This window comes from Massilia sp. Bi118, from assembly GCF_918697865.1.
Taxonomy (GTDB): Bacteria; Pseudomonadota; Gammaproteobacteria; order Burkholderiales; family Burkholderiaceae_D; genus Telluria.
Window position 1 is genome coordinate 27,489 of sequence record NZ_CAKKMV010000001.1, and the last position, 25,533, is coordinate 53,021.

Genomic DNA, 25,533 nt, shown 5'->3' on the forward strand with positions numbered 1-25,533 from the left:
AGGGAGCAAGCAAGCATGCGATTGACCACCTTCGCCGCCGGCGTACTGATGGCCTGCGGCGCCGCCACGCTGAGCGGCTGCGCGACTGCACCGCCGCCGTCCGCTGCAGGCACGCTGCAGGCCCGCCGCATCGACAACATCGGCGACCGCGCCCGCAACGTCATCTTCTTCCTCGGCGACGGCATGGGCATTAACACCCTGACCGCCGCGCGCATCTACGCGGTGGGCGAAAGCGGCGAGCTGACCATCGACACGCTGCCCGAATCGGCCTTCGTCAAGACCTACTCGAACGACGCCCAGGTGACCGACAGCGCGGCCTCGATGTCCGCCTACATGACCGGCGTGAAGCAGAACAACGGCGTGATCTCGATGTCGGGCGACACCAGCGCGATGGCGCCGGCGGCCGACGGCAGTAGCCGCTGCACGAATGGACAATCCGTGCCGACCCTGCTGGAACTGGCGAAAGCGCGCGGTCTCGCCACCGGCATCGTCACCACCACCAGCGTCACCGACGCCACCCCGGCCGCGACCTATGCCCACGCCTGCCACCGCAAGCTGCAGAACCAGATCGCGGCGATGATGGTGCCGGGCGGCGCCGGTTACAACGCGGCACTGGGCGGCGGCATCGACCTGGTGTTCGGCGGCGGCGCCCAGTATTTCAGGCCGGCCGCAGCCGGCGGCAAGCGCAGCGACGGCCGCGACCTGCTGGCCGAACTGCAGGCGCGCGGCTACCGCGTGGCGAACGATGCGGCCGGCTTCGCGGCGCTGGCGCCGGCAAGCCAGCCCGCCGTCGCCCTGTTCGCGCAGGACGACCTGGCCTACGACGCCGAACGCGATCCGGCAAAGCAGCCCAGCCTGGCCGAGATGGCGCGCAAGGCGGTCTCGCTGCTGAGCCAGCGCAGCGCCGATAAAGGCTTCTTCCTGATGGTGGAGGGCGGCCTGATCGACCACGCCCTGCACGGTACCCGCGCCAAGCGCGCGCTGCAGGAAACCGCGGCCTTCGACGCCGCGCTGAAAGCCGCGATCGACGAGGTACGAAAGACCGATCCGGGCCTGAAGCACACGCTGATCGTCGCCACCGCCGACCACGACCACACCCTGCTGATCAACGGCTACTCGCCGCGCAGCGGTCCGACGACGGCCGACAAACCCGGCGTGCTGGGCCTGGTGCGCAGCCTCCCGGACGGCAAGATCAAACTGGACAAGGACGGCGCGCCCTACGCCATCCTCGGTTTCGGCACCGGCGAACACCGGGTGCAGGGCAGCCGCGCATCGCAGGCCGGCCTCACCGATGCCATCGTCAGCGCCGACGACTATCACCAGGAAGCAGCGGTGCGCATGAAGCTTGAAACCCACGGCGGCGCGGACGTCTACCTGGGCGCGGCTGGCGCCGGCGCGGAAGTCTTCCGCGGCACCATCGACAACACCCGCGTGTTCACGCTCATCAAGGAAGCGGCCGGCTGGTAAGCGGCGCAAGGACATCACGATGAAAACAATCCGACTCTACGCGCTGCTGGCGGCCGCATTCAGCTCCCAGGCCTTTGCACAGGCCCCGGCCAGGAACATCATCTTCTTCCTTGGCGACGGCATGGGCCCGACCACGATCACGGCCGCGCGCATCTACAAATACAAGGAAGAGGGCTTGCTGAACTTCGAGCGCCTCGACCGCACCGCGCGCATCAAGACCTATTCCGCGAACGCGATGGTCACCGACAGCGCGCCCTCGATGGGCGCCTACATGACCGGCGTGAAGATCAACAACGACGTGATCTCGCTGAAGGACGCGAAGCCGCAGTCGCCGGGCAAGGACGCGAACGGCAACCCGACGGTGGACCGCTGCGGCGAAGGGGAGAAGAAAAGCGACGGCATGGCGCCGATGACCATGCTGGAACTGGCCAAGGCTGCAGGCCGTTCCGTCGGCGCGGTCACCAGCACCGAACTGACCCATGCCACCCCGGCCTCGACCTTCGCCCACATCTGCAACCGCAACACGGTGTACACGATCGCGCAGCAGATCGTACCAGGCGGCGCCGGCTACAACGAGCGCCTGAAGGACGGCGTCGACGTGCTGATGGGCGGCGGCCGGCCCTTCTTCACACCCTTCGATGCGAAGGCCAATCCGAAAGGCCGCGCGGACGGGCGCGACCTGCTGGCCGAGTTCAAGGCGCGCGGCTACTTCGTGGCCGCAACCCGCGCCGACATGATGTCGGCCCTGCCGAACCGAAAGTTCGTCGGCATCTACGCCGACAGCCACCTCGACTACGCCACCGTGCGCAAGCCCACCCAGCCGACCCTGGCCGAGATGGCGGTTAAGTCGATCGAGCTCCTGTCGAAGAACCCGAAAGGCTTCTTCCTGATGGTCGAAGGCGGCAAGATCGACCACGCGCTGCACGATTCGAACGCGAAGAATGCGCTGGAAGAGGTGGTCGACTTCGACAACGCGATCCAGGCGACCGTCGACCGTATGCGCCAGATCGATCCGGGCCTGGAGCACACCCTGATCGTGGTGACGGCCGACCATGACCACACGATGGTGATGAACGGCTATCCGAAGCGCGGCAATCCCATCCTCGGCATCGTGCGCGACATCGCGACCGGCCAGCCGGCGCGCGATGCCGACGGCAAAACCTACACGACCCTGGTCTACGGCGGCGGCCCGAACCGGCTTGACGCCCGCGCCGACGTCGACGACGCCCGCGCACAGGCGCTCGACTACCACCAGGAGACAGGCGTGCGCCTGTCCGGCGAGGGCCATGGCGGCGGCGATGTGAAGCTGTACGCGGTGGGGGCGGGCTCGGCGCCGTTCAAGGGGACGATCGAGAATACGCGGGTGTTCGAGCTGATGAAGGCGGCCGGCGGCCTCTAACTCGTCGTTCCCGCGCAGGCGGGAATCCAAGTTCGTAGCGACTCGCCAAACTTGGACCCCCGCCTGCGCGGGGGCGACGGCACAAACAAAAAGCCCCGGCAAAACCGGGGCTTTTCATTTGGACTGGTATCGGGCCAGCGGGGCGGCCTGTGTCTTTTTTATTTGAGGTGATCCGAGATCAGCTTGGTCATCTCGAACATCGATACCTGGGCCTTGCCACCGAAGACGGCTTTCAGCTTGTCGTCGGCGTTGATCATGCGGCGGTTTGCAGCATCCTGCAGGTTTTGCGCCTTGATGTAGTCCCAGACTTTCTTGGTGACTTCGGTACGCGGCAGGGGCTTGTTGCCCACCACTGCGGCCAGGGTCGCCGACGGGGTCATCTCTTTCATGAAGGCGGCGTTGGGCTTGCGCGCTGCTGCCGGCTTCTTTGCTGCTGCTGCTTTCGGTGCTGCTGCCTTGGCAGGAGCTGCTGCTTTTTTAGCTGCCGGCTTCGCCGCTGCGGCCGGCTTGGCGGCGGCTTTCTTGGCCGGCGCTGCGGTGGTTTTTTTGGCTGTTGCCATCTTCAAGCCTCCTAATCGGAACACATGGAAAATTGCGCAATGTACGCACCGGCTTATATTGGTAGGGTTTTAGTGTTCATGCAAGTCTTTTTCGAAATTTTTTCACTCTTACAAGCCCTAAAACCCCTATAAATCAGCGCATACCGGGCATCATGCCCTTCATCCCGCGCATCATCTTCATCAGGCCGCCGCCCTTCAGCTTCTTCATCATCGTGTTCATCTGATCGTACTGGGTCAGCATGCGGTTCACTTCCTGCACCTGCACGCCGGCGCCGGCGGCGATGCGGCGCTTGCGGTTGGCCTTGATCAGTTCCGGCTTGGCGCGCTCCTGCGGCGTCATCGAGTCGATGATGCCGCACATGCGGCGCACCTGTTTTTCGGCCTGGTCCATGTTGGCGCCGGCCGCGGCCTGCTGGAACTGGGCCGGGAGCTTGTCCAGAAGGCCGGACATGCCGCCCATCTTCTTCATCTGGGTCAGCTGGGCCTTGAAGTCGTTCATGTCGAACTTGCCGCCCGACTTGATCTTGTTGGCCATGTCGGCCGCGGCCTGCATGTCCACGCCCTTGCGCGCTTCCTCGACCAAGGCCAGGATGTCGCCCATGCCCAGCACGCGGTTGGCCATGCGGGCAGGGTCGAAGGCTTCCAGGCCGTCCAGCTTTTCGGACACGCCGGCAAACTTGATCGGCTTGCCGGTCACGTGGCGCACCGACAGCGCCGCGCCGCCGCGCGAATCGCCATCGAGCTTGGTCAGGATCACGCCGGTCAGCGGCAGCGCTTCGTTGAAGGCCTTGGCGGTGTTGATCGCATCCTGGCCGACCATGGCGTCGACCACGAACAGGGTCTCGATCGGCTTGACCGCGGCGTGCACCGTGGCGATCTCCTGCATCATCGCTTCGTCGATCGCCAGGCGGCCGGCGGTGTCGATGATCAGGACGTCGTGGTAGTGCTTCTTGGCCCAGTCCAGCGCGGCAAGGGCGATGTCGACCGGCTTGTCGCTGGCGGTGGACGGGAAGAAGTCGGCGCCGACCTGCTTGGTGACCGACTCCAGCTGCGCGATTGCGGCGGGGCGGTAGACGTCGGCGGAAACGGTCAGGACCTTCTTCTTCTGTTCCTTCAGGTACTTGGCCAGCTTGCCGGTGGTGGTGGTCTTACCCACACCCTGCAGGCCGGCCATCAGGATGATCGCCGGCGGCTGCTGGGCGAACGAGAGCTGGGATGCCTCGGGGCCGAGGTCGGCGCCCATCAGGGCCGCCAGCTCCTTCTGCACCACGCCGACCAGGGCCTGGCCGGGAGAGAGCGAGCCGATGACTTCTTCGCCCAGCGCTTTTTCCTTCACTTTGGCGATGAATTCGCGGACGGCCGGCAGCGCGACGTCCGCCTCGAGCAGGGCCAGGCGCACTTCGCGCAGCATCTCGGCGGTGTTCGATTCGGTCAGGCGCGCCTCGCCGCGCATCGTCTTGACGACCTTGGCAAGGCGTTGGGTCAGGTTATCCAGCATGGTGTGTTCTACCTAGATTGTGATTGGGCGCAAACCGCCATTTTACCGCATGTCGGGGCATGTTTTTGCCCGTCAAGACCTTGTCTGGGAGCTGCGCAAGCGAAAAAGTCAAATGGAAACGTTGATTCTTGGTCGGTGTATTTGATACTTGGTAAGTAAGTAATTGTACGGTTTGACAATCCGTTCATTAACGTTATAGCCTCATTGAAATATACGGTTTCGCAGTTCGACACACAACGGAGACAGCATGACAACAAAAGTGTTCGGCAAGACCTTCCTCATCGCCGCCCTGCTGGCCGCGGGCAGCGCCCAGGCCCAGGAGGTGGTCCGCCTCGGCAACCTCAAGTTCGCGCACTACGGCGCGGTGTCGTACATCAAGGAGATCGCACCGAAGTGCGGCATCAAGGTCGAAGAGCGTGTGTTCGCCAAGGGCCTGGACGTGATGCAGGCGATCATCGCCGGTGAAATCGACGTCGGCACCACCGCCTCGGAAGCGGCGATCTCGGGCCGCGCCGGCAATGCGCCGATCTATGTCGTGGCCGGCTTCGCCAAGGGCGGCGCGCGCCTGGTGGCAGGGCAGGGCAGCAATATCAAGAGCGTCAAGGACCTGAAGGGCAAGAAGGTCGGCGTGACCCGCGGCGGCATCCAGGAAGTGCTGCTGATGGCCGAGCTGCAGAAGGTCGGCCTGACCGCCGACGCCGCGCCGGGCAAGGACGTGCAGCTGGTGTTCCTGGCCTACGCCGACCTGAACCAGGCGCTGCTGGGCAAGAACATCGACGCCATGATGCAGTCCGAACCGCAGTCTTCGCAGGCGATCAACAAGGGCTTCGGCACCGAGATCATCAAGCCTTACGACACCCCGATCGGCTCGCCGGTGCGGACCATGGTCATGACCGAGAAGTTCTACACCACCAAGCGTCCGCTGGCCGAGAAATTCATGCGCTGCTTCGTGCAGGCCACCAGCACCTTCATCAAGGATCCGGCGCTGGCCGAGAAGTACGTGCGCGAGAACGTGTTCAAGGGCCAGATCACCAGCGACGACTTCCGCGACGCGATGGACAACGCCCAGTACACCTACGACATCACGCCCGAGCACATCCAGATCACCACCGACATCATGCACAAGACCGGTGTCGGCCGCATGGCCAAACCGCCTGCAGCGAAGGAGTGGGTCAAGACCGATCTGCTGGAAGAGGCCAAGAAGAGCCTGGGCGTCAAATAATCACGATGTGAACGTCATGCGTGGGCGGAGGCCGCCCACCCTACGGAGCGGTAGGGTGGGCACCCCGTGCCCACGCGCACGCAGTGGAGGCATTGGATGGTGAAGAAACGGGGCAAGGACATCGCGGTCGGCCTGGTGGTGCCGGTCATCGCGATCGGGATCTGGCAGTGGGTGGCGAGCATGGGATGGGTCAACGAGAACATCCTGCCGTCGCCGCTGGCGGTGTGGAACAAGTGGGTGGCCTACCTCATGCCGCTGCAGGATTTCAATACCTGGCATGAGAACAACCCGGAGGGCAGCAAGCTGGCCTGGGCGTTTTCCGGTGAGCTGATCGTCGATTCGCTCGGCAGCCTGTACCGGGTGGTGGTCGGCTTCGCGGTCGGCGCCGGCCTTGGCTTGCCGCTCGGCCTGGCAATGGGCGCGAGCCGCATCGTGTATGCCTGGATGAATCCGCTGGTGCAGCTGCTGCGCCCGATCCCGCCGATCGCCTACATCCCGCTGTCTATCCTGTGGTTCGGGCTGGGCAATCCGCCGGCGATCTTCCTGATCGCGATCGGCGCCTTCTTCCCGGTGCTGATGAATACCATCGCCGGTGTGCGCCAGGTCGACGGCATCTACCTGCGCGCGGCGCGCAACCTGGGCGCCGGCCGCTCCACCATGTTCATGCGCGTGATCCTGCCGGCCGCCGTGCCCTACATCCTGACCGGGATGCGGATCGGCGTCGGCACCGCATTCATCGTGGTGATCGTGTCCGAAATGATCGCGGTGAACAACGGCCTCGGTTTCCGCATCCTGGAGGCGCGCGAGTACTTCTGGTCCGACAAGATCATCGCCGGCATGATCAGCATCGGCATCCTCGGCCTGGCGATCGACTGGGCCATGAATTTGCTGAACAACTACCTGCTGCGCTGGCACCGCGGCCTGGAGCATTGATCGGAGCACTGAGCATGAACGCGCATATCGTCATTGAAAACGTCAGCAAGGTGTTCGAGACCGACGGCCGCCGCATGGTGGCGCTGGAGAACATCGATCTCGAGATCCCGCGCGGGCAGTTCGTCTGCCTGCTCGGCCCTTCCGGCTGCGGCAAGTCGACCCTGCTGAACGCGGTCGCCGGCTTCGCGCCGCCGACCCGGGGCAGCATCACGGCGGACGGGGCGCCCGTTGTGGGACCGGGGCCGGAACGCGGCATGGTATTCCAGGAATACGCGCTGTTCCCGTGGATGACGGTCGAGCAGAACGTCGGCTTCGGGCTGGAAATCAAGGGCATGGCCCGCCCGGAAATCGCCGCCCGCGTGGCCGAGCTGCTGAAACTGCTGTCGCTGGAAGACTTCGGCAAGCGCTATCCGAAAGACCTGTCGGGCGGCATGCGCCAGCGGGTCGCGATCGCGCGCGTGCTGGCGCTGGACTCGCCGATCATGCTGATGGACGAACCCTTCGGCGCCCTCGACGCGCTGACCCGCCGCAACCTGCAGGACGAGCTGCTGCGCATCTGGGCCGAGCTGAAGAAGACCGTCATCTTCGTCACCCACAGCATCGAAGAAGCGATCTACCTGGCTGACCGCATCGTCGTGATGACCTACCGGCCGGGCACGGTCAAGCGCGACATCATGGTCGATTTGCCGAGGATGCGGGATCCGGCGGCGCCGGAGTTCAATGCGCTCAAGCGGGAGCTGGGGCAGTTGGTGATGGAAGAGCAGCAAAGGCATCACGAAGCGGAAATCAAAGCCGCCGCGGTCGACTGAGCCGACTCGTCGTCCCCGCGAAGGCGGGGATCCAAGTTTGTTGGCGTTCCGTTAGCTCATGCAAAACTTGGGCCCCCGCCTTCGCGGGGGCGACGTGGTAAACGTCCGGATAGTGTAGACTCGCCCCTATGCAAACCACCTTATTCATCGCCGCAGCCATCCTGTACGCGGTGTGCGCCCTGCTGCCGTCGCCGCGGGGCGCGGTCATTTCCGGCGTCACCGCGCTGGCGTGGGTCCTGCATGGGTCCGCGCTGTGGCCGGACATGCTGGCGAATGGCGCGCTGCGGGTCGGCTTCGCCTTCATGCTGTCGGCCGCGCTGTGGATTTCGGTGGCGGCCTGGTGGCTCGAGAACCGCAATTTCGCGCTCGACGGCATGCGCCGCATGGTGATGCCCTGCGCGGCCGTATCGAGCCTGCTGCCGCCGCTGTTCCCGGGCAGCCTGATGACGATGCAGGGTCCCGCCTTCGGCTGGCACGTGGCCGTGGCCGTGATGGCCTACAGCACGCTCACCATCGCCGCCTTCCACGCCGTGCTGATGGCGCTGCAGGAGACGCGCCTGCATACCCGCAATGCCAGGAAGGGCTGGCTGGGCGCGGCCATCGACCAGCTGCCGGCCCTGCTGACCATGGAAAAGCTGCTGTTCCGGATGATCGCCATCGGCTTTGTCCTGCTCAGCCTGACCGTCCTGTCGGGCATCGTGTTCTCCGAACAGCTGTTCGGGCGCGCGCTGCGCTGGGATCATAAAAACGTGTTCGCGCTGCTGTCGTGGCTCCTGTTCGCCGCGCTGCTGGCCGGACGCCGCTGGCGGGGCTGGCGCGGCAAGACCGCGCTGCGCTTCACGCTGGCGGGATTCGCTACCTTGGCGCTGGCTTATGTCGGCAGCCGTTTTGTCCTTGAAGTCGTTCTGCACCGGGGGTTTACATGACGCGACTGTTATTCTGGATTGCGCTCATCATCCTGGTGGTGATGGCGGTACGCAGCAAGCTGCGGGCGGCGGTGGCCGCGCGCGGATTCGACCCGCACGCCGGGCAGGGCGGCACGCCTGCCGGCGGCGCCACCCGCGCCCAGCCCCGGGTGGAGGAATCCGAGCGCATGACCAACTGCGCCCACTGCGGCATTTATTTCCCGGCTTCGGAAGCGGTGCACGAGGGCGGGCAGGATTACTGCAGCCAGGCGCACGCGCGCCTGCCGGCGTCATCTCGTCCTGATTGAGGCGCATGGCGCCCTGGCAGCCACTGTCCGCCGCGTCGCGGGAGACCTTCTGGCGTTCGCTCCAGACCTTCACCGTGACGCGCATCGTGATCACGCTGGTGCTGCTGGTCTACCTGACCTACGACGCGCGCCGCGGCCACATGGCCGGCGCGGCGTATGCCGAGACCTGCATCGCGTACGTAGCGGCGGCGCTGCTGTTCGCCGCCATCGCCCAGCGCTGGCGGCACCGATTCCTGCTGCAGCTGTCCAGCCAGATCCTGGTCGACATCGGCGCCATCTCACTGCTCTACCTGGCCGCCGGCGGCGCCCGCAGCGGCCTCGGGCTGCTCTACCTGTTCCCGCTGGCCGGGGCGGCGATCCTGGCCCCGCTGGTGCTGGCGCTGTTCTCGGCCTCGCTCGCGACCCTGTTCATGCTGGCCGAAAGCACCTGGCGGATCTTCCTCAGCGAGGATCAAGCGCCGCTGTTCCAGGTCGGGATCATGGGCGCCGCCTTCTTTGCCGTGGTGGTGGTGGTGAGCCGGCTGGCGGCGCGCCTGATCCGGCAGGAAGAGCTGGTGGCCGAGCGCGGCGCCGACCTGCGGGTCCAGCAGGCGGTCTACCGCATCGTGGTCGACGACGTCGGCGACGGCATCCTGGTGGTAGGACGCGACGGCTTCGTTTTCAGCGGCAACCCGGCGGCGCGCCGCATGCTGGGCCTGGAAGCCGACAACGATTTCAAACTGGCCGATATCGCGGCCCTGGAGCCGGTGGCCCAGGGTTTCGAAGCCTGGCTCGCGGCCGGCGCCGCGGACGCCCACGTCACCATCAAGCGCTGGCAGGAGCAGGGCGGACCGGTGCGCGGCCGCCTCGACCAGCCGGTGCACCTGAAGCTGCGTTTCGCGCGGGTCGACACGCCGATTGGTGCGGCCGAGCGCAGCGTGATCTTCATGCAGGACGTGAGCGCCATCGAAAACCAGGCGCAGCAGCTGAAACTGGCCTCGATGGGACGGCTGACGGCCAGTATCGCGCACGAGGTGAGGAACCCGCTGTCGGCGATCGGCCACGCGACCTCGCTGCTGGCCGAGGACCTGAACGGCCCCGCCGAGACCCGCCTGCTGCGCATCGTCGGCGACAACGTGGCGCGCGTGAACCGCATGGTCGAGGACATCCTCAAGTTGTCGCGCAAGGTGCAGCCGGGCGGCGAGCCGGTGCATTTGAAGGCCTTCCTGGAAGAGCTGAAAGCCGAATTCACGGAAACCCATGGCCTGGCCGATAATATGGTGTGGATCGGCGATGCCGGCAAGCGCACCGTGCGCTTCGACGGCCTGCACCTGCGCGAAGTGCTGGTCAACCTGCTCGGCAATGCGATCCGCTACGCGAGCGGCAAGCCGGCCAGCATCCGGCTGTTCCCCGTGCTGGATGCCACCGGCCGCGTCGAACTGCACGTGCAGGACGACGGCCCGGGCATCACGGCCGAGGTACGAGCCCATTTGTTCGAGCCCTTCTATACCACCTCGAGCAAGGGCACCGGCCTTGGGCTCTACCTGGCGCGCGAACTGTGCCTGAACAACGGCGCCATGCTCGACTACGAATACCGGGTGGACGGTCCCGCCGGCTTCGATGCGCCGGGACGGTTCGTGATCACCTTCTCTATATAGATATATGAGTTCTCCCCGCATCCTTGTAGTTGACGACGAAGCCGACCTGCGCGAGCTGCTCGAGATCACCCTGGTCAAGATGGGCCTGGACGTCGACAGCGCCTCCACCGTGCGCGAAGCGAGATCCCTGCTCGGCCAGACTGAATACGCGCTGGTGCTGACCGACATGCGCCTGCCCGACGGCACCGGCCTGGAGCTGGTGCGCGAGGTGGCCGGCGCCGGGCGCGGCACCCCGATCGCCGTGATCACGGCCTACGGCAGCGCCGAGAACGCGGTGATCGCGCTGAAGGCCGGCGCCTTCGACTACGTCTCCAAGCCGGTGGTGCTGGACGATTTGCGCACCATGGTGCGTTCGGCGCTGCGCCTGTCCGAGAAGCCGGCGGCCCAGGCGGCGCAGGATGCGGAAGCCGGCGACGATGGCAGCAATTCGCGCCTGCTCGGCCGTTCGCAGGCGATGCAGGCGCTGCGCGCCCAGATCGGGCGGCTGGCCCGCTCGCAGGCGCCGATCGCCATCAACGGCGAATCGGGCAGCGGCAAGGAGCTGGCGGCACGCGAGATCCACGCCCAGAGCGCGCGCGCCGGCAAGCCCTTCGTGGCCGTGAACTGCGGCGCGATTCCGGAAGCGCTGATGGAGGCCGAGTTCTTCGGCTACCGCAAGGGCGCCTTCACCGGCGCCACCGACGAGCGAGACGGCTTCTTCCAGGCCGCGAACGGCGGCACGCTGATGCTGGACGAGGTGGCCGACCTGCCGCTGGCGATGCAAGTGAAACTGCTGCGTGCGATCCAGGAGCGGCGCGTGCGCAAGATCGGCGCCACGGCGGAGGAAGCGGTCGACGTGCGCATCATCAGCGCCACCCACAAGAACCTGGCCAGGCTGGTCGAGACCGGCCAGTTCCGCCAGGACCTGTTCTACCGCCTGAACGTGATCGAGCTGACCCTGCCGCCGCTGCGCGAGCGCCTCGACGATCTGTCGCTGCTGGCCGACGCCATCCTGGTGCGCCTGGCAGGACCGGGCAATGCGCGCCTGGGCGCCGGCGTGCTGGATGCGCTGCGCGGCTACGCCTTCCCCGGCAATGTGCGCGAGCTGGAAAACGTGCTGGAACGCGCGCTGGCTTTCGCCAACGACGGCGTGATCGAAGTCGGCGACCTGTCATTGAAGGGCGCACGCCTGGCCGGGCAGGGCGAGACGCCGGCGCCGCAGGCGCCATCGCAAGCTGCCGCCGCGCCGGTGGATGTGCCGGCAGCCGCGCCGGTTGCAGTGCAGGCCGCACCCGCCGCGGCGGCGCCGATGGCGCCCACGCCGGCGCCGTCCGACAGCCTGCCCGCGCTGGGCGCCGGCGAGCTGCCCAGCAACCTGCCGGACTACCTCTGCCAGATCGAGCGCGACATCATCCAGCGCGCCCTGCAGCAGACCCAGTTCAACCGCACCCAGGCCGCCAGCCTGCTGGGCATCAGCGTGCGGCAGTTGCGCTACCAGATGCAGAAGCTGGACATCCACGCGCCGGAACCATAAGACCTTTGACCTGGCTCATGTGCTGTTGTCTTTTCGCCATCGCAGCATGCCCTATTTGTGAGCACCTGGCGCGCCAAACGACAGCAGCGTGGCGCCCTCAAAACCTTATGTTAGTGCTCACTTTCATCCCAAGGCCCGGAATGATTCGCCTTGGCAAAAGTCAAGCGCGGCGCTCGAAAAAAATCCGCTCAGCAGGGTCTTTGATATTTCCGAATATCGACTATACTTAGGTTCATACGGCGCTCCAACACTATATCTAGTAGTCAGTGGCAGGAGCCAGCCAAGCAGAGGAGGGCCGGTTGCAGGCTTTTTTAGAACGGGCTTCTCCTCTTTATTATTCTCAAAAAGTTATTAGGCTGCCAACTTTGCACAGTTGGCATTCATCGTTTATCAGTCGGTGGCGGCAGCCATCCCGGGAGGCTCAATGCAAACATCTTCGGACATCTCCATCAACGAGCTGGTCGCCAATAACGACTACCGCATCATCCGCCGCAACGGCGCCGTGGTACCGTTCGCTCCCAGCAAGATCGCCGTCGCCATGACCAAGGCTTTCCTCGCCGTGAACGGCGAAGGTGCCCGCGAGTCCGCGCGCATCCGTGAACTGGTCGAGCAGCTGACGAACAACGTGGTTGCAGCGCTTGTGCGCCGCCAGCCGAACGGCGGCACCTTCCACATCGAGGATGTGCAGGACCAGGTGGAGCTGTCCCTGATGCGTTCGGGCGAGCATGACGTCGCGCGCGAATACGTGCTGTACCGCGCCAAGCGCATGGACGAGCGCCGCGCCGCCAAGGAAGCCTCGGGCGCGACCCAGGCCGACACCCCGCAGTTCACCGTGGTCGACGGCGGTGTGCGCCGTCCGCTGGACATGAACGAAGTGGTGTCCCTGATCGGCGCCGCCTGCGTGGGCCTGGAAAAGCACGTCGACGCCGACGCCATCCTGGCCGAAACCGTCAAGAACCTGTACGACGGCGTGCCGGTCGAAGAGCTGCACAAGTCGGCCATCCTGGCCGCCCGCGCCCTGATGGAAAAGGATCCGGCCTACAGCCAGGTCACCGCGCGCATCCTGCTGCACACCATCCGCAAGGAAGTCTTCGGCCGTGAAGTGCCGCAAGCCGGCGCCGCCGCCGAGTACATCACCTACTTCCCGCAATACATCGCCAAAGGTATCGACGCCGAGCTGCTGGACGAGGAACTGGGCAAGTTCGACCTGCAGAAGCTGGCCAAGGCCATTGTCGCCGACCGCGACCTGCAGTTCGGCTACATCGGCCTGCAGACCCTGTACGACCGCTACTTCCTGCACATCCGCGAAACCCGCATCGAGATGCCGCAGGCCTTCTACATGCGCGTCGCGATGGGCCTGTCGCTGCGTGAAGAGAACCGCGAAGCGCGCGCGATCGAGTTCTACAACCTGCTGTCGAGCTTCGACTTCATGAGCTCGACCCCGACCCTGTTCAACTCGGGCACCCGCCGCTCGCAGCTGTCCTCGTGCTACTTGACCACCATCGGCGACGACCTGGAAGATATCTACGACGGCATCAAGGAAAACGCGCTGCTGTCGAAATTCGCCGGCGGCCTGGGCAACGACTGGACCCCGGTCCGCGCGATGGGTTCGCGCATCAAGGGCACCAACGGCAAATCGCAGGGCGTGGTGCCGTTCCTGAAAGTGGCGAACGATACCGCCGTGGCGGTCAACCAGGGCGGCAAGCGCAAGGGCGCGGTCTGCGGCTACCTGGAAACCTGGCACCTGGACATCGAGGAGTTCCTCGACCTGCGCAAGAACACCGGCGACGACCGCCGCCGCACCCACGACATGAACACCGCGAACTGGATTCCGGACCTGTTCATGAAGCGCGTGATGGAGAAGGGCTCGTGGAGCCTGTTCTCGCCGTCCGAAGCGCCGGACCTGCACGACAAGGTCGGCAAGGCCTTCGAGGAAGCCTATCTGGGCTATGAGGCGAAGGCAGCGCGCGGCGAAATGACCGTGTACAAGAAAATCGAAGCGCTCGACCTGTGGCGCAAGATGCTGTCGATGCTGTTCGAGACCGGCCACCCGTGGATCACCTTCAAGGATCCGTGCAACATCCGCTCGCCGCAGCAGCACGTGGGCGTGGTGCACTCGTCGAACCTGTGCACCGAGATCACGCTGAACACCAACGCCGAGGAAATCGCCGTCTGTAACCTGGGTTCGGTCAACATGCCGGCCCACATGAAGGGCGACGGCCTGGACGCGGTCAAGCTGCAGAAGACCATCCGCACCGCGATGCGCATGCTGGACAACGTCATCGACATCAACTACTACGCCGTCGACAAGGCCAAGAACTCGAACCTGCGCCACCGTCCGGTCGGCCTGGGCATCATGGGCTTCCAGGACTGCCTGCACATGATGCGCGTGCCGTTCGCCTCGGACAAGGCGGTGGAATTCGCCGACCGCTCGATGGAAGCCGTCTGCTACTACGCCTACCTGGCCTCGACCGAGCTGGCCGAAGAGCGCGGCCGCTACCAGTCCTACGAAGGTTCGCTGTGGGACCGCGGCATCCTGCCGCAGGACTCGATCAAGCTGCTGGCGGAAGAGCGCGGCGGCTACCTGGAGCAGGATACGTCCGAGACCATGGACTGGACCGTGGTCCGCAACCGCATCAAGCAGTTCGGCATGCGTAACTCGAACTGCGTGGCGATCGCCCCGACCGCGACCATCTCGAACATCATCGGCGTGTCGGCCTGCATCGAGCCGACCTTCCAGAACCTGTACGTGAAGTCGAACCTGTCGGGCGAGTTTACCGAGATCAACGGCTACCTGGTGCGCGACCTGAAGGCGCGCGGCCTGTGGGACGAGGTCATGATCAACGACCTGAAATACTTCGACGGCTCGCTGTCGCGCATCGACCGCGCTCCGCAAGACCTGCGCGACATCTACGCGACCGCCTTCGAAGTCGAGCCGAAGTGGCTGGTGGAAGCCGCCTCGCGCCGCCAGAAGTGGATCGACCAGGCGCAGTCGCTGAACATCTACATGGCCGGCGCCTCGGGCAAGAAGCTGGACGAGACCTATAAACTGGCCTGGCTGCGCGGCCTGAAGACCACTTATTACCTGCGCACCGTGGCGGCAACCCACATGGAGAAGTCGACCACCCGCACCGGCGCCCTGAACGCCGTGCCGGTCGATGGCGGCCTGTCGGCGGCAGCGGCTCCGGCTGCAGCGCCGGCGGCAGCACCGGCAGCCAGCGCGGACGTGGTGGAAGGCGCGGCCTGCTACCTGCGTCCGGGCGACGCCGGTTTCGACGAGTGCGAAGCCTGCCAGTAATTTAACTCGTCGTTCCCGCGAAGGCGGGAACCCAAGTTCTGCTAGCGCAGTCGAGACGCGCGCAACTTGGGTCCCCGCCTGCGCGGGGACGACGGTTTTGAAGCTAACACTATATATAGAAGGAAAACATCATGGCTCTGTCATGGGACGATGAACCGACCACCAGCGCACCGGCCGCTGCCGCCGCTCCGGAAGGCGCCACCGCCGCCGACGTCGCCAAGCGCGTAAACGCCGACGACAAGCGCATCATCAACGCGAAAACCGACGTCAACCAGCTGGTGCCGTTCAAGTACAAGTGGGCCTGGGACAAGTACCTGGCCGGCTGCGCCAACCACTGGATGCCGCAGGAAGTGAACATGCAGCGCGACATCGAGCTGTGGAAGAACCCGAACGGCCTGACCGAAGACGAGCGCCGCATCGTCAAGCGCAACCTCGGCTTCTTCGTGACCGCCGACTCGCTGGCCGCCAACAACATCGTGCTGGGCACCTACCGCCACATCACGGCGCCGGAATGCCGCCAGTACCTGCTGCGCCAGGCTTTCGAGGAAGCGATCCACACCCACGCCTATCAGTACATCGTCGAATCGCTGGGCCTCGACGAGAAGGAAATCTTCAACGCCTACAACGAAATCCCGTCGATCCGCGACAAGGACCAGTTCCTGATCCCGTTCATCGAGGTCATCAACGATCCGCAGTTCCAGACCGGCACCCTGGAAAACGACCAGAAGCTGCTGAAGTCGATCATCGTGTTCGCCTGCCTGATGGAAGGCCTGTTCTTCTACGTCGGCTTCACCCAGATCCTGGCGCTGGGCCGCCAGAACAAGATGACCGGCGCCGCCGAGCAGTACCAGTACATCCTGCGCGACGAGTCCATGCACTGCAACTTCGGCATCGACCTGATCAACACGATCAAGATGGAAAACCCGCAGCTGTGGACCGCCGAGTTCAAGGAAGAGATCAAGCAGCTGTTCCTGAAGGCCGTCGAGCTCGAGTACCGCTACGCCGAAGACACCATGCCGCGCGGCGTGCTGGGCCTGAACGCCCCGATGTTCAAGGGCTACCTGCGCTTCATCGCCAACCGCCGCGCCGTCCAGATCGGCCTGGACGCGCTGTTCCCGAACGAGGAAAACCCGTTCCCGTGGATGAGCGAAATGATCGACCTGAAGAAGGAACGTAACTTCTTCGAGACCCGCGTGACCGAGTACCAGACCGGCGGCGCGCTGAGCTGGGATTAAGCGCTACCCAGGTAGAATCGAAGGCCCGTTCGCGGGCCTTTTTCTTTTTCCGCCCCAGACATGCTCACCAGCCCGCTCCTCGACCATCCAGCCATCGTCCACGGCTTCGGCCGCCGCCACGACGATATGCAGCAGCTGTTTCCCGCCTACTGGCCCCGGCGCCCGGTCCAGCACGAACGCCACGGCACCCATATCGCCATTGCGACCCAGCCGAACGAGGACTGCGGCGAAGCCGACGGCATGCTGACCGACCGTCCCGGCCTGCTGCTGGCAATCGCCACCGCCGACTGCGTGCCGGTGCTGCTGGCGCGGCGGGATGGACGCGAAGTCGCGGCCCTGCATGTCGGCTGGCGCGGCGCCCATGCCGGCATCGTCGAGCGTTTTGCCGCGCTGGTACGCGGGCGCGGCGGCGATCCCGGCGACTGGCGCGCGGCGATCGGGCCGGCGGCGCACGCCTGCTGTTATGAAGTGTCGGCGGCGCTGATCCACGACTTTTGCGAGCGCACCGGCCTGCCGAGCGAGACCGTCGCGCCGAATGCGAACCGGCTCGACCTGCCCGCGATCGTGCGCTGGCAGCTGGGACAGGCCGGCGTCGAACGTGTCTCGGTCCAGGCCGAATGCACGATGTGCCGCAGCGGCGGCGATGGCCGCTTCATCTATCACAGCTACCGCCGCGACCGCGAAACGCGCACGCCGATCGTCGACGTGCAGTGGTCCGTCATCGCCATCGCAGACCACTGATCACGATTCGCGCAGAAGTTTGTGCAGAAGTTTGTGCGTGGGATGCGCCACTGGCTTGTTAGTAAAGCTATGATGCCAGCCATGCTACGCGTCCTCTTCATCCATCAGAATTTGCCGGGCCAGTTCCGCCGGCTGATTCGCTACCTGCAGACGAGGCCAGACGTCGAACTCGTCGCCATCGGCGAAGAGGCCGCGGTCGCACGCGAAAGCTTGGGACCGAAGATCCGCACGATCGCCTACGCGAAGCCCGAAGGACCGGGCGAGAAGACCCACCACTACCTGAAGCATTTCGAAGGCTGCATCCGGCGCGGCCAGGCCGTCACCCGCATCCTCGTCGAGCTGAAGAAGCAGGGCTGGGCGCCGGACGTGGTGGTCTGCCATCCGGGCTGGGGCGAGGGACTGTTCGTCAAGGACGTGTTCCCGCGTGCGCGCCTGGTGGTGTTCTGCGAGTTCTGGTGGGCCGCCAACGGACTGGACGTGGGCTTCGATCCCGAATACCCATCCAGCTTCGACGACGGCCTGCGCATCCGCATCAAGAATTCGGTGCTGATGCAGTCGCTGCTGGCCGCCGACGACGGCGTGACGCCGACCGACTGGCAGCTGAAAGCGCATCCGCCCGAGCTGCGCCACAAGATCCGCCGCATCCACGAGGGCATCGATACCGCCTACCTGACGCCGGATCCGCAGGCGCGCCTGACGCTGCCGGACGGCCGGGTCTTGAGCCGCGCGCAGCCTGTCGTGACCTACGTCGCGCGCAACCTCGAACCCTACCGCGGCTTCCACGTCTTCATGCGCAGCCTGCCGCGTCTCCTGGCCGGCAATCCGGACCTGCAGGTGGTGGTGGTCGGCGGCGACGGCGTCAGCTACGGACGGCGCCCGACCGAAGGATTCGACAGCTACCGCGCCGCCTTGTGCGCCGAACTGGGAGATTCCGTCGACTGGTCGCGCGTGCATTTCCTCGGCAAGCTTCCATATGCGAGCTACCGCACTGTGCTCCAGGTCTCGAGCCTGCACATTTACCTCACTTATCCGTTCGTGCTGTCGTGGTCCATGCTGGAAGCGATGGCGGTCGGTGTGTCGGTGCTCGGTTCGGATACGGGACCGGTGCGGGAAGTGATCCGCGATGGCGAGAATGGTTACCTGACCGGCTTCTTCGACACCGCGGCGCTGGCCGGCCGCGCACTCGAACTGATCGCGCGCCGCGACGAGACCGCTGCCGTCGGACTACGCGGGCGCGAGACGGTGTTGCGTGACTACGATTTCGAATCGGTCGGCCTGCCGGCCTACCTCGAGCTGCTGCAGCCGTTGCAGCGGCCCGCACATGAGGAAGATAGATGAAGGACCGCTTCGCACTGCATTTCGTCCCGGAGGCTTATTCCGCCGCCGGGCCGAAACCGATGGGACGCCACGCGGCCGGCGCCGCGCTGATGCGTGCCGTCGCGCAGAGCGGGCTGGCGACGGTCGGCTGCTTTGCCGCCGGCGAGGCCGAGGCGGGCGAGTGCGAGCGCGCGCTGCGCGAACATGGTTTCAAGGGCGAGGTCGAGTGGGTGAGCCGCGGCAAGCCGCAGCAGCTGGAGCGCTTCGGCACCCTGTATCACCCGGGCCCGGGGATCGAGCGCCTGGCCTGGCGCCGCCTCGGCCTGGGCGAGCGCCGCTACAGCCTGTGCGGCGTCACGCACACGATCGCCACCCACGCTGTGATGAGCGGCATCGCCAACCTGGTGGTGGCGCCGCTGCGCAGCTGGGATGCGGTGATCTGCACCTCGCGCGTGGTGCGCGACAGCGTGCGCCAGGTGCTGGAGCGGCAGGCCGAGTACCTGCGCGCGCGCCTGGGCGCCGAGCGCTTCGAACTGCCGCAGCTGCCGCTGATCCCGCTCGGCGTGCATGGCCGCGACTTCGAATTCGACGAGGCCGGCCGCATCGAGGCGCGGCGCCGGCTCGGCATCGGAGACGGCGACGTCGCCTTCCTGTTCTTCGGCCGCCTTTCCTTCCACGCGAAAGCGCATCCGCAGCAGATGTTCAGTGCGCTCGAGCGCGCCGGCAAGGACGGCCGCCAGGTGCACCTGATCCTGTGCGGCTGGTTCGCCAACGAGGCGATCGAGAAGGCCTTCCGCGAAGCCGCTGCGCTGCTCTGCCCATCGGTGCGCCTGGCGGTGCTCGACGGCCGCGAACCCGGCAGCCAGACCGGCGCCTGGGCCGCCGCTGACGTCTTCACTTCGCTGTCGGACAATGTGCAGGAGAGCTTCGGCCTGACGCCGCTGGAAGCGATGGCGGCCGGTCTGCCCTGCGTGGTGAGCGACTGGAACGGCTACCGGGACACGGTGCGCGAGGGCGTCGACGGCTACCGCATCGCGACCGTGATGCCCGGCGCAGGCGCAGGCCTTGACCTCGCGCAGCGTTACGACGATGGCGTCGACAGTTACGACCAGTATTGCGGTCATACCAGCCAGGCGGTGGCGCTGGACGGCGCCCAGCTCGCGCAGGCTTTCGAGCGCCTGATCAGGGACGCGGGGCTGCGCCGGCAGATGGGCGAAAACGGACGCCGGCGCGCACGCGAGGAGTTCGACTGGCAGGTGGTGTTCGGGCGCTACCGTGCGCTGTGGAGCGAGCTCGATGAGCGGCGCCGCGCGGATGCCGTGCTGGCGCCGGCGCTGCCGCAGCTGGCGCCGGACCGGCTCGATCCGTTCACGATGTTCGCGAGCTATCCGAGCGCGCAGTTGACGCCGGAATCGATGGTCGAGCTGGCGCCGGATGCCTCGCTCGCGCTGCTGCGCCAATACCGCGAACTGGGGATCAACCGCTTCGCCGCATCGTCGCTGCCGACGCTGGAGGAATTCGGCCAGATCTTCGGTTCGATCGAGTCGCGGCCGATGCAGGTGGACGAATTGCTGGACGCGCTGGGCCCTTGCGACCGCCCGACTTTGCTGCGCGGATTGGCCTGGCTTTGCAAGATGGATCTGCTGCGGATTGGCGCGGCGGGCGAGTAATGAGAATTGGATTTTTATGTGGAATGCGCGATCGATGCGCGCTTGTTTTTTGAAGGAGCTGGAGTACGAATTGGATCAAAGTTATCGCGACGATCGATAGAAAGCCGTCGATAAGAGTTCGTCCAAGCGGAAAGGCATGAAAAATACTGTGCGCGGGTTGCGCACTGACAAGGTTTTCGTGTACTTTACGTGATTGAATTTGTCAAAACGTGAACGTAGATTTTTTTACCACGTTAAACGGGTGGCAAACCGATCAAAAAATGGGACGCTGATTCATTCAGTATGCACGTAAGCTTCGCGAAAAGAACAAGCCGCATTGCCTGAATTAATTCGGGCATGGCGGCTTTTTCTTTTCGCGCTCTTGCGGGCTGCGGTTTGAACAGTGAAGTGAACCAACGAACTTTTGTCTTCAGGTCGTCGGCGACGACGATAGCTGAAGTGCTGCAGACTTGAGGAGTTGCAGCAGTTCAGCTGGTGCCGGATTCATTGACGCAGACGCGAGTGTGCGCCGATGAATAATTCGCCCGACCAAGCAGACGGGTTGGACGGGTTCAAACCTTGTAGCGTATTTTTCTCATCGCAGAGAAGGAGAACATAAAATGGCAACAGCCGCTAAGAAAACCGCAGCAAAGCCGGCCGCAAAAGCAGCCGATAAATCCACCGCCGCCAAAAAGGCAGTAGCCGCCAAGCCGGCAGCGAAAGCCGCCGCGAAACCGGCAGCAAAGCCGGCCGCTAAAGCTGCTGCCAAACCGGCTGCAAAGCCGGCGGCAAAAGCTGCAGCAACCAAGACCGCTGCGAAAGCACCGGCCAAGAAAGCCGCAGCAAGCAAAGCTGCTGCACCGGCAAAGAAAGCTGCAACCAAGTCGGCTGCACCGGCAAAGAAAGCCGCAGCAACCAAATCGGCTGCTAAGCCGGCGGCAAAAGCTGCTGCAACCAAGTCGGCTGCTAAAGCGCCGGCAAAGAAAGCTGCTGCAACCAAATCGGCTGCAAAAGCGCCGGCAAAGAAAGCCGCAGCAACCAAGTCGGCTGCTAAGGCTCCGGCAAAGAAAGCCGCTGCAACCAAATCGGCTGCTAAGGCTCCGGCCAAGAAAGCTGCAGCAACCAAATCGGCTGCTAAGGCTCCGGCAAAGAAAGCCGCAGCAACCAAATCGGCTGCTAAAGCTCCGGCCAAGAAAGCCGCAGCAACCAAGTCGGCTGCTAAAGCTCCGGCCAAGAAAGCTGCCGCAACCAAGACCGCTGCTAAAACTCCGGCCAAGAAAGCTGCTGCAACCAAGACCGCTGCTAAAGCTCCGGCCAAGAAAGCTGCCGCTACCAAGACCGCTGCTAAAGCTCCGGCCAAGAAAGCTGCTGCGACCAAGACCGCTGCCAAGGCTCCGGCCAAGAAAGCTGCTGCTACCAAGACTGCTGCTAAAGCCTCGGCCAAAACCGCTGCCAAAGCTCCGGCCAAGGCTGCTGCAACCAAAACCGCTGCCAAAGCTCCGGCTAAAGCCGCTGCAACCAAGGCTCCGGCCAAAGCTGCTGCAACCAAAGCTCCGGCTAAAGCCGCTGCAACCAAGGCTCCGGCTAAAGCCGCTGCAACCAAGGCTCCGGCCAAAGCTGCTGCAACCAAAGCTGCTGCAACCAAAGCCCCGGCCAAAGCTGCTGCTACCAAAACTGCTGCCACCAAAGCACCGGCCACCAAAACCGCAGCCACCAAAACCGCCGAGTCCAAGCCGGCAGTGAAGGCCGCCGCCAAACCGGCCGCCAAGCCGGCCGCGAAGAAAGCCGCCGCGCCGAAAGCCGACGCCAAGCCGGAAGCCAAGCCGGAAGCGAAAGCGGAAGCCAAGCCGGAAGCCAAGGCCGACAGCAAGTCGGAAACCAAAGCCGAAGCCAAGCAGGACAGCGGCTCGGCAAGCTCGTCGGCCCAGCCGGCAGCGAAATCGGTGATCGCACCGGCAGCATGGCCTTTCCCGACCAGCAGCCGTCCGTAATCCCAATCCTGCCTGGTTCAGGCAAAATACCGCTGTGTGAGAGATTCACACAGCGGTTTTTTTTTAAGGAGAGCTTGTGCTGACCATTCTTCAGTTGATCGTCGATACCGCGGCTAGCGTGGTCGGTGGCGTCTTGTTGCTGCGTTTCTGGATGCAGGTGATCCGCGTGCGGCCGCCGGCATCGGTGGCCCAGTTCACCTTCACGTTGACGGATTGGCTGGTGCGCCCGCTGCGCCGCGTGCTGCCGGGTGTCGGCGGCTATGACTGGGCGAGCCTGATCGGCGCCTTCCTGGTGGTGCTGCTGGCGAGTTGCGTGCTGCTGCTGGCGGGGGCGAGCGGCCAGACCGTCCTGCTGTACGCCCTGTTCCGCTTCCTGAACTGGATCATCTACGGCTTCATGGGCCTGTTGATCATCGAGGTGATCTTCAGCTGGATCAACCCGCACGCGCCGCTGGCGCCTTTCGTGCACGCGCTCAACGACCCGCTGCTGCGGCCCCTGCGTCGGCTGATTCCGCCGGTGGGTGGCCTGGACCTGTCGGTACTGGTCGCGCTGATCCTGCTACAGATTCTCAAGTACCTGCTGGGCCAGGCCTTCTTCTTCTAAACGAGGGAGAAGTTCTTAGAAGCGGTAGCCAAAGGCCGCTTCGAACCTGTCCGCAATCTCTTGCGGCGTGAAGCTGTGGTTCTGGCCGCCCTGATGGGCGATCTTGATCGAGCCGAGCAGGCTGGCCACGCGGCCGCTGGTCGGCCAGTCCAGGTCGTTCGCGATGCCGAACAGCAGGCCGGCGCGGTAGGCGTCGCCGCAGCCGGTCGGGTCGACCACGCTGCTTGCGGGCACCGCCGGAATCTTGTGATGCTCGCCGCCGGCGTAGATGTCCGAGCCTTTCTCGCCGCGCGTGACGATCAGCGCATCCAGGCGCGCCGCGATGTCCTGCAGCGCCAGGCCGGTACGGTCCATCACCATCTCGAATTCATAATCGTTGCAGGCGAGGTAGCTGGCCTGGTCGAGGAAGGTCAGCAGCTCGTCGCCGCTGAACATCGGCAGCTGCTGGCCCGGATCGAACATCAGCGGCACGCCACGCTCGGCGCAGTCGCGCGCATGCTTGATCATGCCGTCGCGGCCGTCCGGCGAGACGATCGCCACGCGCAGCGGCAGGTAGTCGGCCAGGCTGTTCTCGTGCGAGAACTGCATCGCGCCCGGGTGGAAGGCGTTGATCTGGTTGTTGTCCAGGTCGGCGGTGACGAAGCACTGGGCGGTGTAGGCGTCGGCAATGGTGCGGATCGCGTTGGTCGCCAGGCCCTGCTTTTCCATGCGCTCGAGGTAGTCGCCGCCGTCCTGGCCGATGGTGCCCATGATCAGCGGATCGCCGCCCAGCATCTTCAGGTTGTAGGCGATGTTGACGGAGCAGCCGCCGAACTCGGTGCGCAGGGTCGGCACCAGGAAGGAGACGTTCACGCGGTGCAGCTGGTCGGCCAGCAGGGTTTCGCCGAAGCGGCCTTGGTATTGCATGATCTTGTCGAAGGCGATCGAGCCGCAGATCAGGGCAGTCTTGGTCATGGTGGATCCTGGTAAAAAACGATCATATGGTAGCCGGACGGCTTCAGCCCGGTGAGCGCGAAGTTCAGCCGCACCGGCTGCTCCGAGCGTGCGCCGAAGCCGGCGGCGGCCGGCACGCCTTGCGGCAGGTACTCGGCGGGGCCGAACACGCGCCGCAGCAGCGGCTTGTCGTTGGCGTCGGTGAGTTCGAGCTGGATGCTGGGCCAGGCCTGCACGAGGCTACCCTGGTTGCGCAGCAGCGTGTTGAGCGAGTACGTGTCGACGCCGAGGGTCGACAGTTCGCCGGTCTCGATGGCCAGGTTCTCGATCTGCATCGGCAGGCCGATGCGGCAGCCCAGCAGGGCGCAGCCGGCGTTCAGGACCGGCCTGGCGCCCGGATAGCGGGCCGCCAGCACGTTGCGGAAGTCCACCAGCAGCTGGGCCGCCAGCAGCAGGGCCAGCAGCGCGGCGCCGCCCAGCATCAGCAGGCGCCGGGTGCGGCCCGACTCTTCCTGCTTGCGGCTGCGCTTGACGAACTCCGGCTCGTCGGCCTCGGCAGCGACGGGGACGCGCAGCTTGGGCGCGTCGATCCTGGTCGGCGTCAGCTTGGAGCGGCGCGAGCGGGCTTCGAGCGCTTTTGCACGTGCGGACTTCGGCGCGGGCGCCGCCGCGGCGGGCGCCAGGCTGTCGTTGCTGGCCGCCGAGGCGCGCAGGGGCAGGGGGATGTCGTCGCTGGCCACGGCCGCGCTCATGCCAGGCGCTGCGGGCGTCTCGTCCTGGTAGGCATGCTCGTCGTCGGGCAGCGGCTGGGCGACCAGTTCCTCGTCGACCGGCAGTTCGAAGCTGGGTTCGATGCGGCCCTCGGGCGCGTAGGCGGATGCCGGGGGATCGGCGGGCGCCGGTTCGGTGTCGGCGTCGGCCCGCGCGGGGGCCGGCCCGGGTTCGGACGCCGGTTCAGGTTCCGGCTCAGGTTCCAGCTCGGCCACGGTGGGTTCGGCGTCATGCGGCGCTTCTTCCGCAGCCGGCGCATCCGCTTCGGCGACCGGTTCCGGCGCTGGCGGCAGGTCGTCGGCCACGAGGTCGGCGATGTCGACGGCATCGGCCCCGAGCTCGGCAGCGGCTGCGGGCGCCTCGTCGGCATCGGCATCCGGCGCGGACGCCAGCCCGCCGCCATTCCGCCACACCTGCGCGCGCGGCGCAGGCGAAGACGCGTCAAGCGCCGCTTCCGGCAGGATGCCGAGCGAATCGAAGGTTTTACCGGAATCGAAATCGAGGGTGTAGACGGGCTGCTCGCCCTGTTCTTCGGCAGCGACGGGGGCGGGAGCTTCGGTTGCGGAAGCCTGCGCCGCCTGCTCCTTGCTGGCCGCCAGGGCGTCCAGGTCGATCAGGTGGGCGCTGCCGTCAAAAATGCTCTGGCAGGCGCCGCAGCGGACGATGCCGCCGCGGAGCTTGAGCTGGTCCGAGGCGACCCGGAACGTGGTGTGGCAATGCGGGCACTGGGTGGCGAGCGCCAT

At 65.3% G+C, this 25,533-nt stretch carries 20 protein-coding genes; 16 read left to right on the forward strand and 4 right to left on the reverse strand.

What is annotated here, in order from left to right; translation table 11 throughout:
• Positions 1–15: 15 nt before the first annotated feature.
• Together LQV39_RS00145 and LQV39_RS00150 are read left to right on the forward strand one after the other, a co-directional pair.
• A complete protein-coding gene (locus tag LQV39_RS00145; RefSeq protein WP_230019608.1) occupies positions 16–1,467 on the forward strand; it encodes an alkaline phosphatase in 1,452 nt (483 codons plus the stop codon).
• 19 nt (positions 1,468–1,486) lie between these two features.
• A complete protein-coding gene (locus tag LQV39_RS00150; protein WP_230019609.1) occupies positions 1,487–2,866 on the forward strand; it encodes an alkaline phosphatase in 1,380 nt (459 codons plus the stop codon).
• 158 nt (positions 2,867–3,024) lie between these two features.
• Here LQV39_RS00150 and LQV39_RS00155 read toward each other — a convergent pair whose 3' ends face one another.
• Together LQV39_RS00155 and ffh are read right to left on the reverse strand one after the other, a co-directional pair.
• The gene (locus tag LQV39_RS00155; RefSeq protein WP_230019610.1) at positions 3,025–3,426 is read right to left on the reverse strand and encodes an SWIB/MDM2 domain-containing protein; all 402 of its coding nucleotides are present in this window, start codon (positions 3,424–3,426) and stop codon (positions 3,025–3,027) included.
• A gap of 133 nt (positions 3,427–3,559) precedes the next feature.
• Positions 3,560–4,924, reverse strand: coding sequence for a signal recognition particle protein (gene ffh, locus LQV39_RS00160; RefSeq protein WP_230019611.1), 1,365 nt, complete (start codon positions 4,922–4,924; stop codon positions 3,560–3,562).
• Between the two features lie 247 nt (positions 4,925–5,171).
• Here ffh and LQV39_RS00165 point away from each other — a divergent pair, with 247 nt between their 5' ends.
• The 14 genes from LQV39_RS00165 to LQV39_RS00230 all read left to right on the forward strand — a co-directional run bounded on the left by LQV39_RS00165 (position 5,172) and on the right by LQV39_RS00230 (position 23,086).
• Positions 5,172–6,146 carry an ABC transporter substrate-binding protein gene (locus LQV39_RS00165; protein WP_230019612.1) on the forward strand — a complete coding sequence of 325 codons (975 nt, stop codon included), beginning with the start codon at positions 5,172–5,174 and terminating at the stop codon, positions 6,144–6,146.
• Between the two features lie 96 nt (positions 6,147–6,242).
• Entirely contained in the window at positions 6,243–7,079 is an 837-nt protein-coding gene (locus LQV39_RS00170; protein ID WP_230019613.1) for an ABC transporter permease, read from the forward strand.
• A 14-nt stretch (positions 7,080–7,093) separates the two neighbouring features.
• Positions 7,094–7,888: an ABC transporter ATP-binding protein gene (locus LQV39_RS00175; protein WP_230019614.1), complete on the forward strand. Its 795-nt coding sequence runs from the start codon at positions 7,094–7,096 to the stop codon at positions 7,886–7,888.
• 128 nt (positions 7,889–8,016) lie between these two features.
• The gene (locus tag LQV39_RS00180; protein WP_230019615.1) at positions 8,017–8,814 is read left to right on the forward strand and encodes an inner membrane protein YpjD; all 798 of its coding nucleotides are present in this window, start codon (positions 8,017–8,019) and stop codon (positions 8,812–8,814) included.
• The gene (locus LQV39_RS00185) at positions 8,811–9,101 is read left to right on the forward strand and encodes a PP0621 family protein (protein WP_230019616.1); all 291 of its coding nucleotides are present in this window, start codon (positions 8,811–8,813) and stop codon (positions 9,099–9,101) included. Before LQV39_RS00180 ends, LQV39_RS00185 begins: the two co-directional genes overlap by 4 nt.
• A gap of 5 nt (positions 9,102–9,106) precedes the next feature.
• Entirely contained in the window at positions 9,107–10,738 is a 1,632-nt protein-coding gene (locus tag LQV39_RS00190) for a PAS domain-containing sensor histidine kinase (protein ID WP_230019617.1), read from the forward strand.
• A gap of 4 nt (positions 10,739–10,742) precedes the next feature.
• Positions 10,743–12,251, forward strand: a complete 1,509-nt coding sequence (locus tag LQV39_RS00195) for a sigma-54 dependent transcriptional regulator (protein WP_230019618.1) — start codon at positions 10,743–10,745, stop codon at positions 12,249–12,251.
• A gap of 424 nt (positions 12,252–12,675) precedes the next feature.
• Positions 12,676–15,549 (forward strand): ribonucleoside-diphosphate reductase subunit alpha, encoded by a 2,874-nt coding sequence (locus LQV39_RS00200; RefSeq protein ID WP_230019619.1) that lies wholly within the window; start codon positions 12,676–12,678, stop codon positions 15,547–15,549.
• A 131-nt stretch (positions 15,550–15,680) separates the two neighbouring features.
• Entirely contained in the window at positions 15,681–16,784 is a 1,104-nt protein-coding gene (locus LQV39_RS00205; RefSeq protein ID WP_230019620.1) for a ribonucleotide-diphosphate reductase subunit beta, read from the forward strand.
• 60 nt (positions 16,785–16,844) lie between these two features.
• Complete coding sequence (locus tag LQV39_RS00210) at positions 16,845–17,525, forward strand: polyphenol oxidase family protein (RefSeq protein ID WP_230019621.1); 681 nt, start codon at positions 16,845–16,847, stop codon at positions 17,523–17,525.
• Positions 17,526–17,606: 81 nt separating this feature from the next.
• Positions 17,607–18,863 carry a glycosyltransferase gene (locus tag LQV39_RS00215; RefSeq protein WP_230019622.1) on the forward strand — a complete coding sequence of 419 codons (1,257 nt, stop codon included), beginning with the start codon at positions 17,607–17,609 and terminating at the stop codon, positions 18,861–18,863.
• A complete protein-coding gene (locus LQV39_RS00220; RefSeq protein ID WP_230019623.1) occupies positions 18,860–20,512 on the forward strand; it encodes a glycosyltransferase family 4 protein in 1,653 nt (550 codons plus the stop codon). Before LQV39_RS00215 ends, LQV39_RS00220 begins: the two co-directional genes overlap by 4 nt.
• 599 nt (positions 20,513–21,111) lie before the next feature.
• Entirely contained in the window at positions 21,112–22,482 is a 1,371-nt protein-coding gene (locus tag LQV39_RS26460) for a transcriptional regulator (RefSeq protein ID WP_374199384.1), read from the forward strand.
• Between the two features lie 76 nt (positions 22,483–22,558).
• Positions 22,559–23,086: a YggT family protein gene (locus LQV39_RS00230; RefSeq protein WP_230019624.1), complete on the forward strand. Its 528-nt coding sequence runs from the start codon at positions 22,559–22,561 to the stop codon at positions 23,084–23,086.
• A gap of 15 nt (positions 23,087–23,101) precedes the next feature.
• Here the strand turns inward: LQV39_RS00230 and LQV39_RS00235 are convergent, their stop codons facing one another.
• Positions 23,102–24,040, reverse strand: a complete 939-nt coding sequence (locus LQV39_RS00235) for a carbohydrate kinase family protein (protein ID WP_230019625.1) — start codon at positions 24,038–24,040, stop codon at positions 23,102–23,104.
• A complete protein-coding gene (locus LQV39_RS00240; RefSeq protein ID WP_230019626.1) occupies positions 24,037–25,533 on the reverse strand; it encodes a zinc-ribbon and DUF3426 domain-containing protein in 1,497 nt (498 codons plus the stop codon). The genes LQV39_RS00235 and LQV39_RS00240 overlap by 4 nt, the downstream gene beginning before the upstream one ends.

Excerpts from the sequence above, each read along its gene's own strand:
- LQV39_RS00215 (WP_230019622.1), top strand. The coding sequence starts at position 17,607 with ATGCTACGCGTCCTCTTCATCCATCAGAATTTGCCGGGCCAGTTCCGC.
- LQV39_RS00220 (WP_230019623.1), top strand. The coding sequence starts at position 18,860 with ATGAAGGACCGCTTCGCACTGCATTTCGTCCCGGAGGCTTATTCCGCC.
- LQV39_RS00195 (WP_230019618.1), top strand. The coding sequence starts at position 10,743 with ATGAGTTCTCCCCGCATCCTTGTAGTTGACGACGAAGCCGACCTGCGC.
- LQV39_RS00180 (WP_230019615.1), top strand. The coding sequence starts at position 8,017 with ATGCAAACCACCTTATTCATCGCCGCAGCCATCCTGTACGCGGTGTGC.
- LQV39_RS00155 (WP_230019610.1), bottom strand. The coding sequence starts at position 3,426 with ATGGCAACAGCCAAAAAAACCACCGCAGCGCCGGCCAAGAAAGCCGCC.
- LQV39_RS00185 (WP_230019616.1), top strand. The coding sequence starts at position 8,811 with ATGACGCGACTGTTATTCTGGATTGCGCTCATCATCCTGGTGGTGATG.
- LQV39_RS00145 (WP_230019608.1), top strand. The coding sequence starts at position 16 with ATGCGATTGACCACCTTCGCCGCCGGCGTACTGATGGCCTGCGGCGCC.
- LQV39_RS00235 (WP_230019625.1), bottom strand. The coding sequence starts at position 24,040 with ATGACCAAGACTGCCCTGATCTGCGGCTCGATCGCCTTCGACAAGATC.
- LQV39_RS00150 (WP_230019609.1), top strand. The coding sequence starts at position 1,487 with ATGAAAACAATCCGACTCTACGCGCTGCTGGCGGCCGCATTCAGCTCC.
- ffh (WP_230019611.1), bottom strand. The coding sequence starts at position 4,924 with ATGCTGGATAACCTGACCCAACGCCTTGCCAAGGTCGTCAAGACGATG.
- LQV39_RS00190 (WP_230019617.1), top strand. The coding sequence starts at position 9,107 with ATGGCGCCCTGGCAGCCACTGTCCGCCGCGTCGCGGGAGACCTTCTGG.
- LQV39_RS00175 (WP_230019614.1), top strand. The coding sequence starts at position 7,094 with ATGAACGCGCATATCGTCATTGAAAACGTCAGCAAGGTGTTCGAGACC.
- LQV39_RS00165 (WP_230019612.1), top strand. The coding sequence starts at position 5,172 with ATGACAACAAAAGTGTTCGGCAAGACCTTCCTCATCGCCGCCCTGCTG.
- LQV39_RS00170 (WP_230019613.1), top strand. The coding sequence starts at position 6,243 with ATGGTGAAGAAACGGGGCAAGGACATCGCGGTCGGCCTGGTGGTGCCG.
- LQV39_RS26460 (WP_374199384.1), top strand. The coding sequence starts at position 21,112 with ATGGCAACAGCCGCTAAGAAAACCGCAGCAAAGCCGGCCGCAAAAGCA.
- LQV39_RS00205 (WP_230019620.1), top strand. The coding sequence starts at position 15,681 with ATGGCTCTGTCATGGGACGATGAACCGACCACCAGCGCACCGGCCGCT.
- LQV39_RS00200 (WP_230019619.1), top strand. The coding sequence starts at position 12,676 with ATGCAAACATCTTCGGACATCTCCATCAACGAGCTGGTCGCCAATAAC.
- LQV39_RS00240 (WP_230019626.1), bottom strand. The coding sequence starts at position 25,533 with ATGGCGCTCGCCACCCAGTGCCCGCATTGCCACACCACGTTCCGGGTC.
- LQV39_RS00210 (WP_230019621.1), top strand. The coding sequence starts at position 16,845 with ATGCTCACCAGCCCGCTCCTCGACCATCCAGCCATCGTCCACGGCTTC.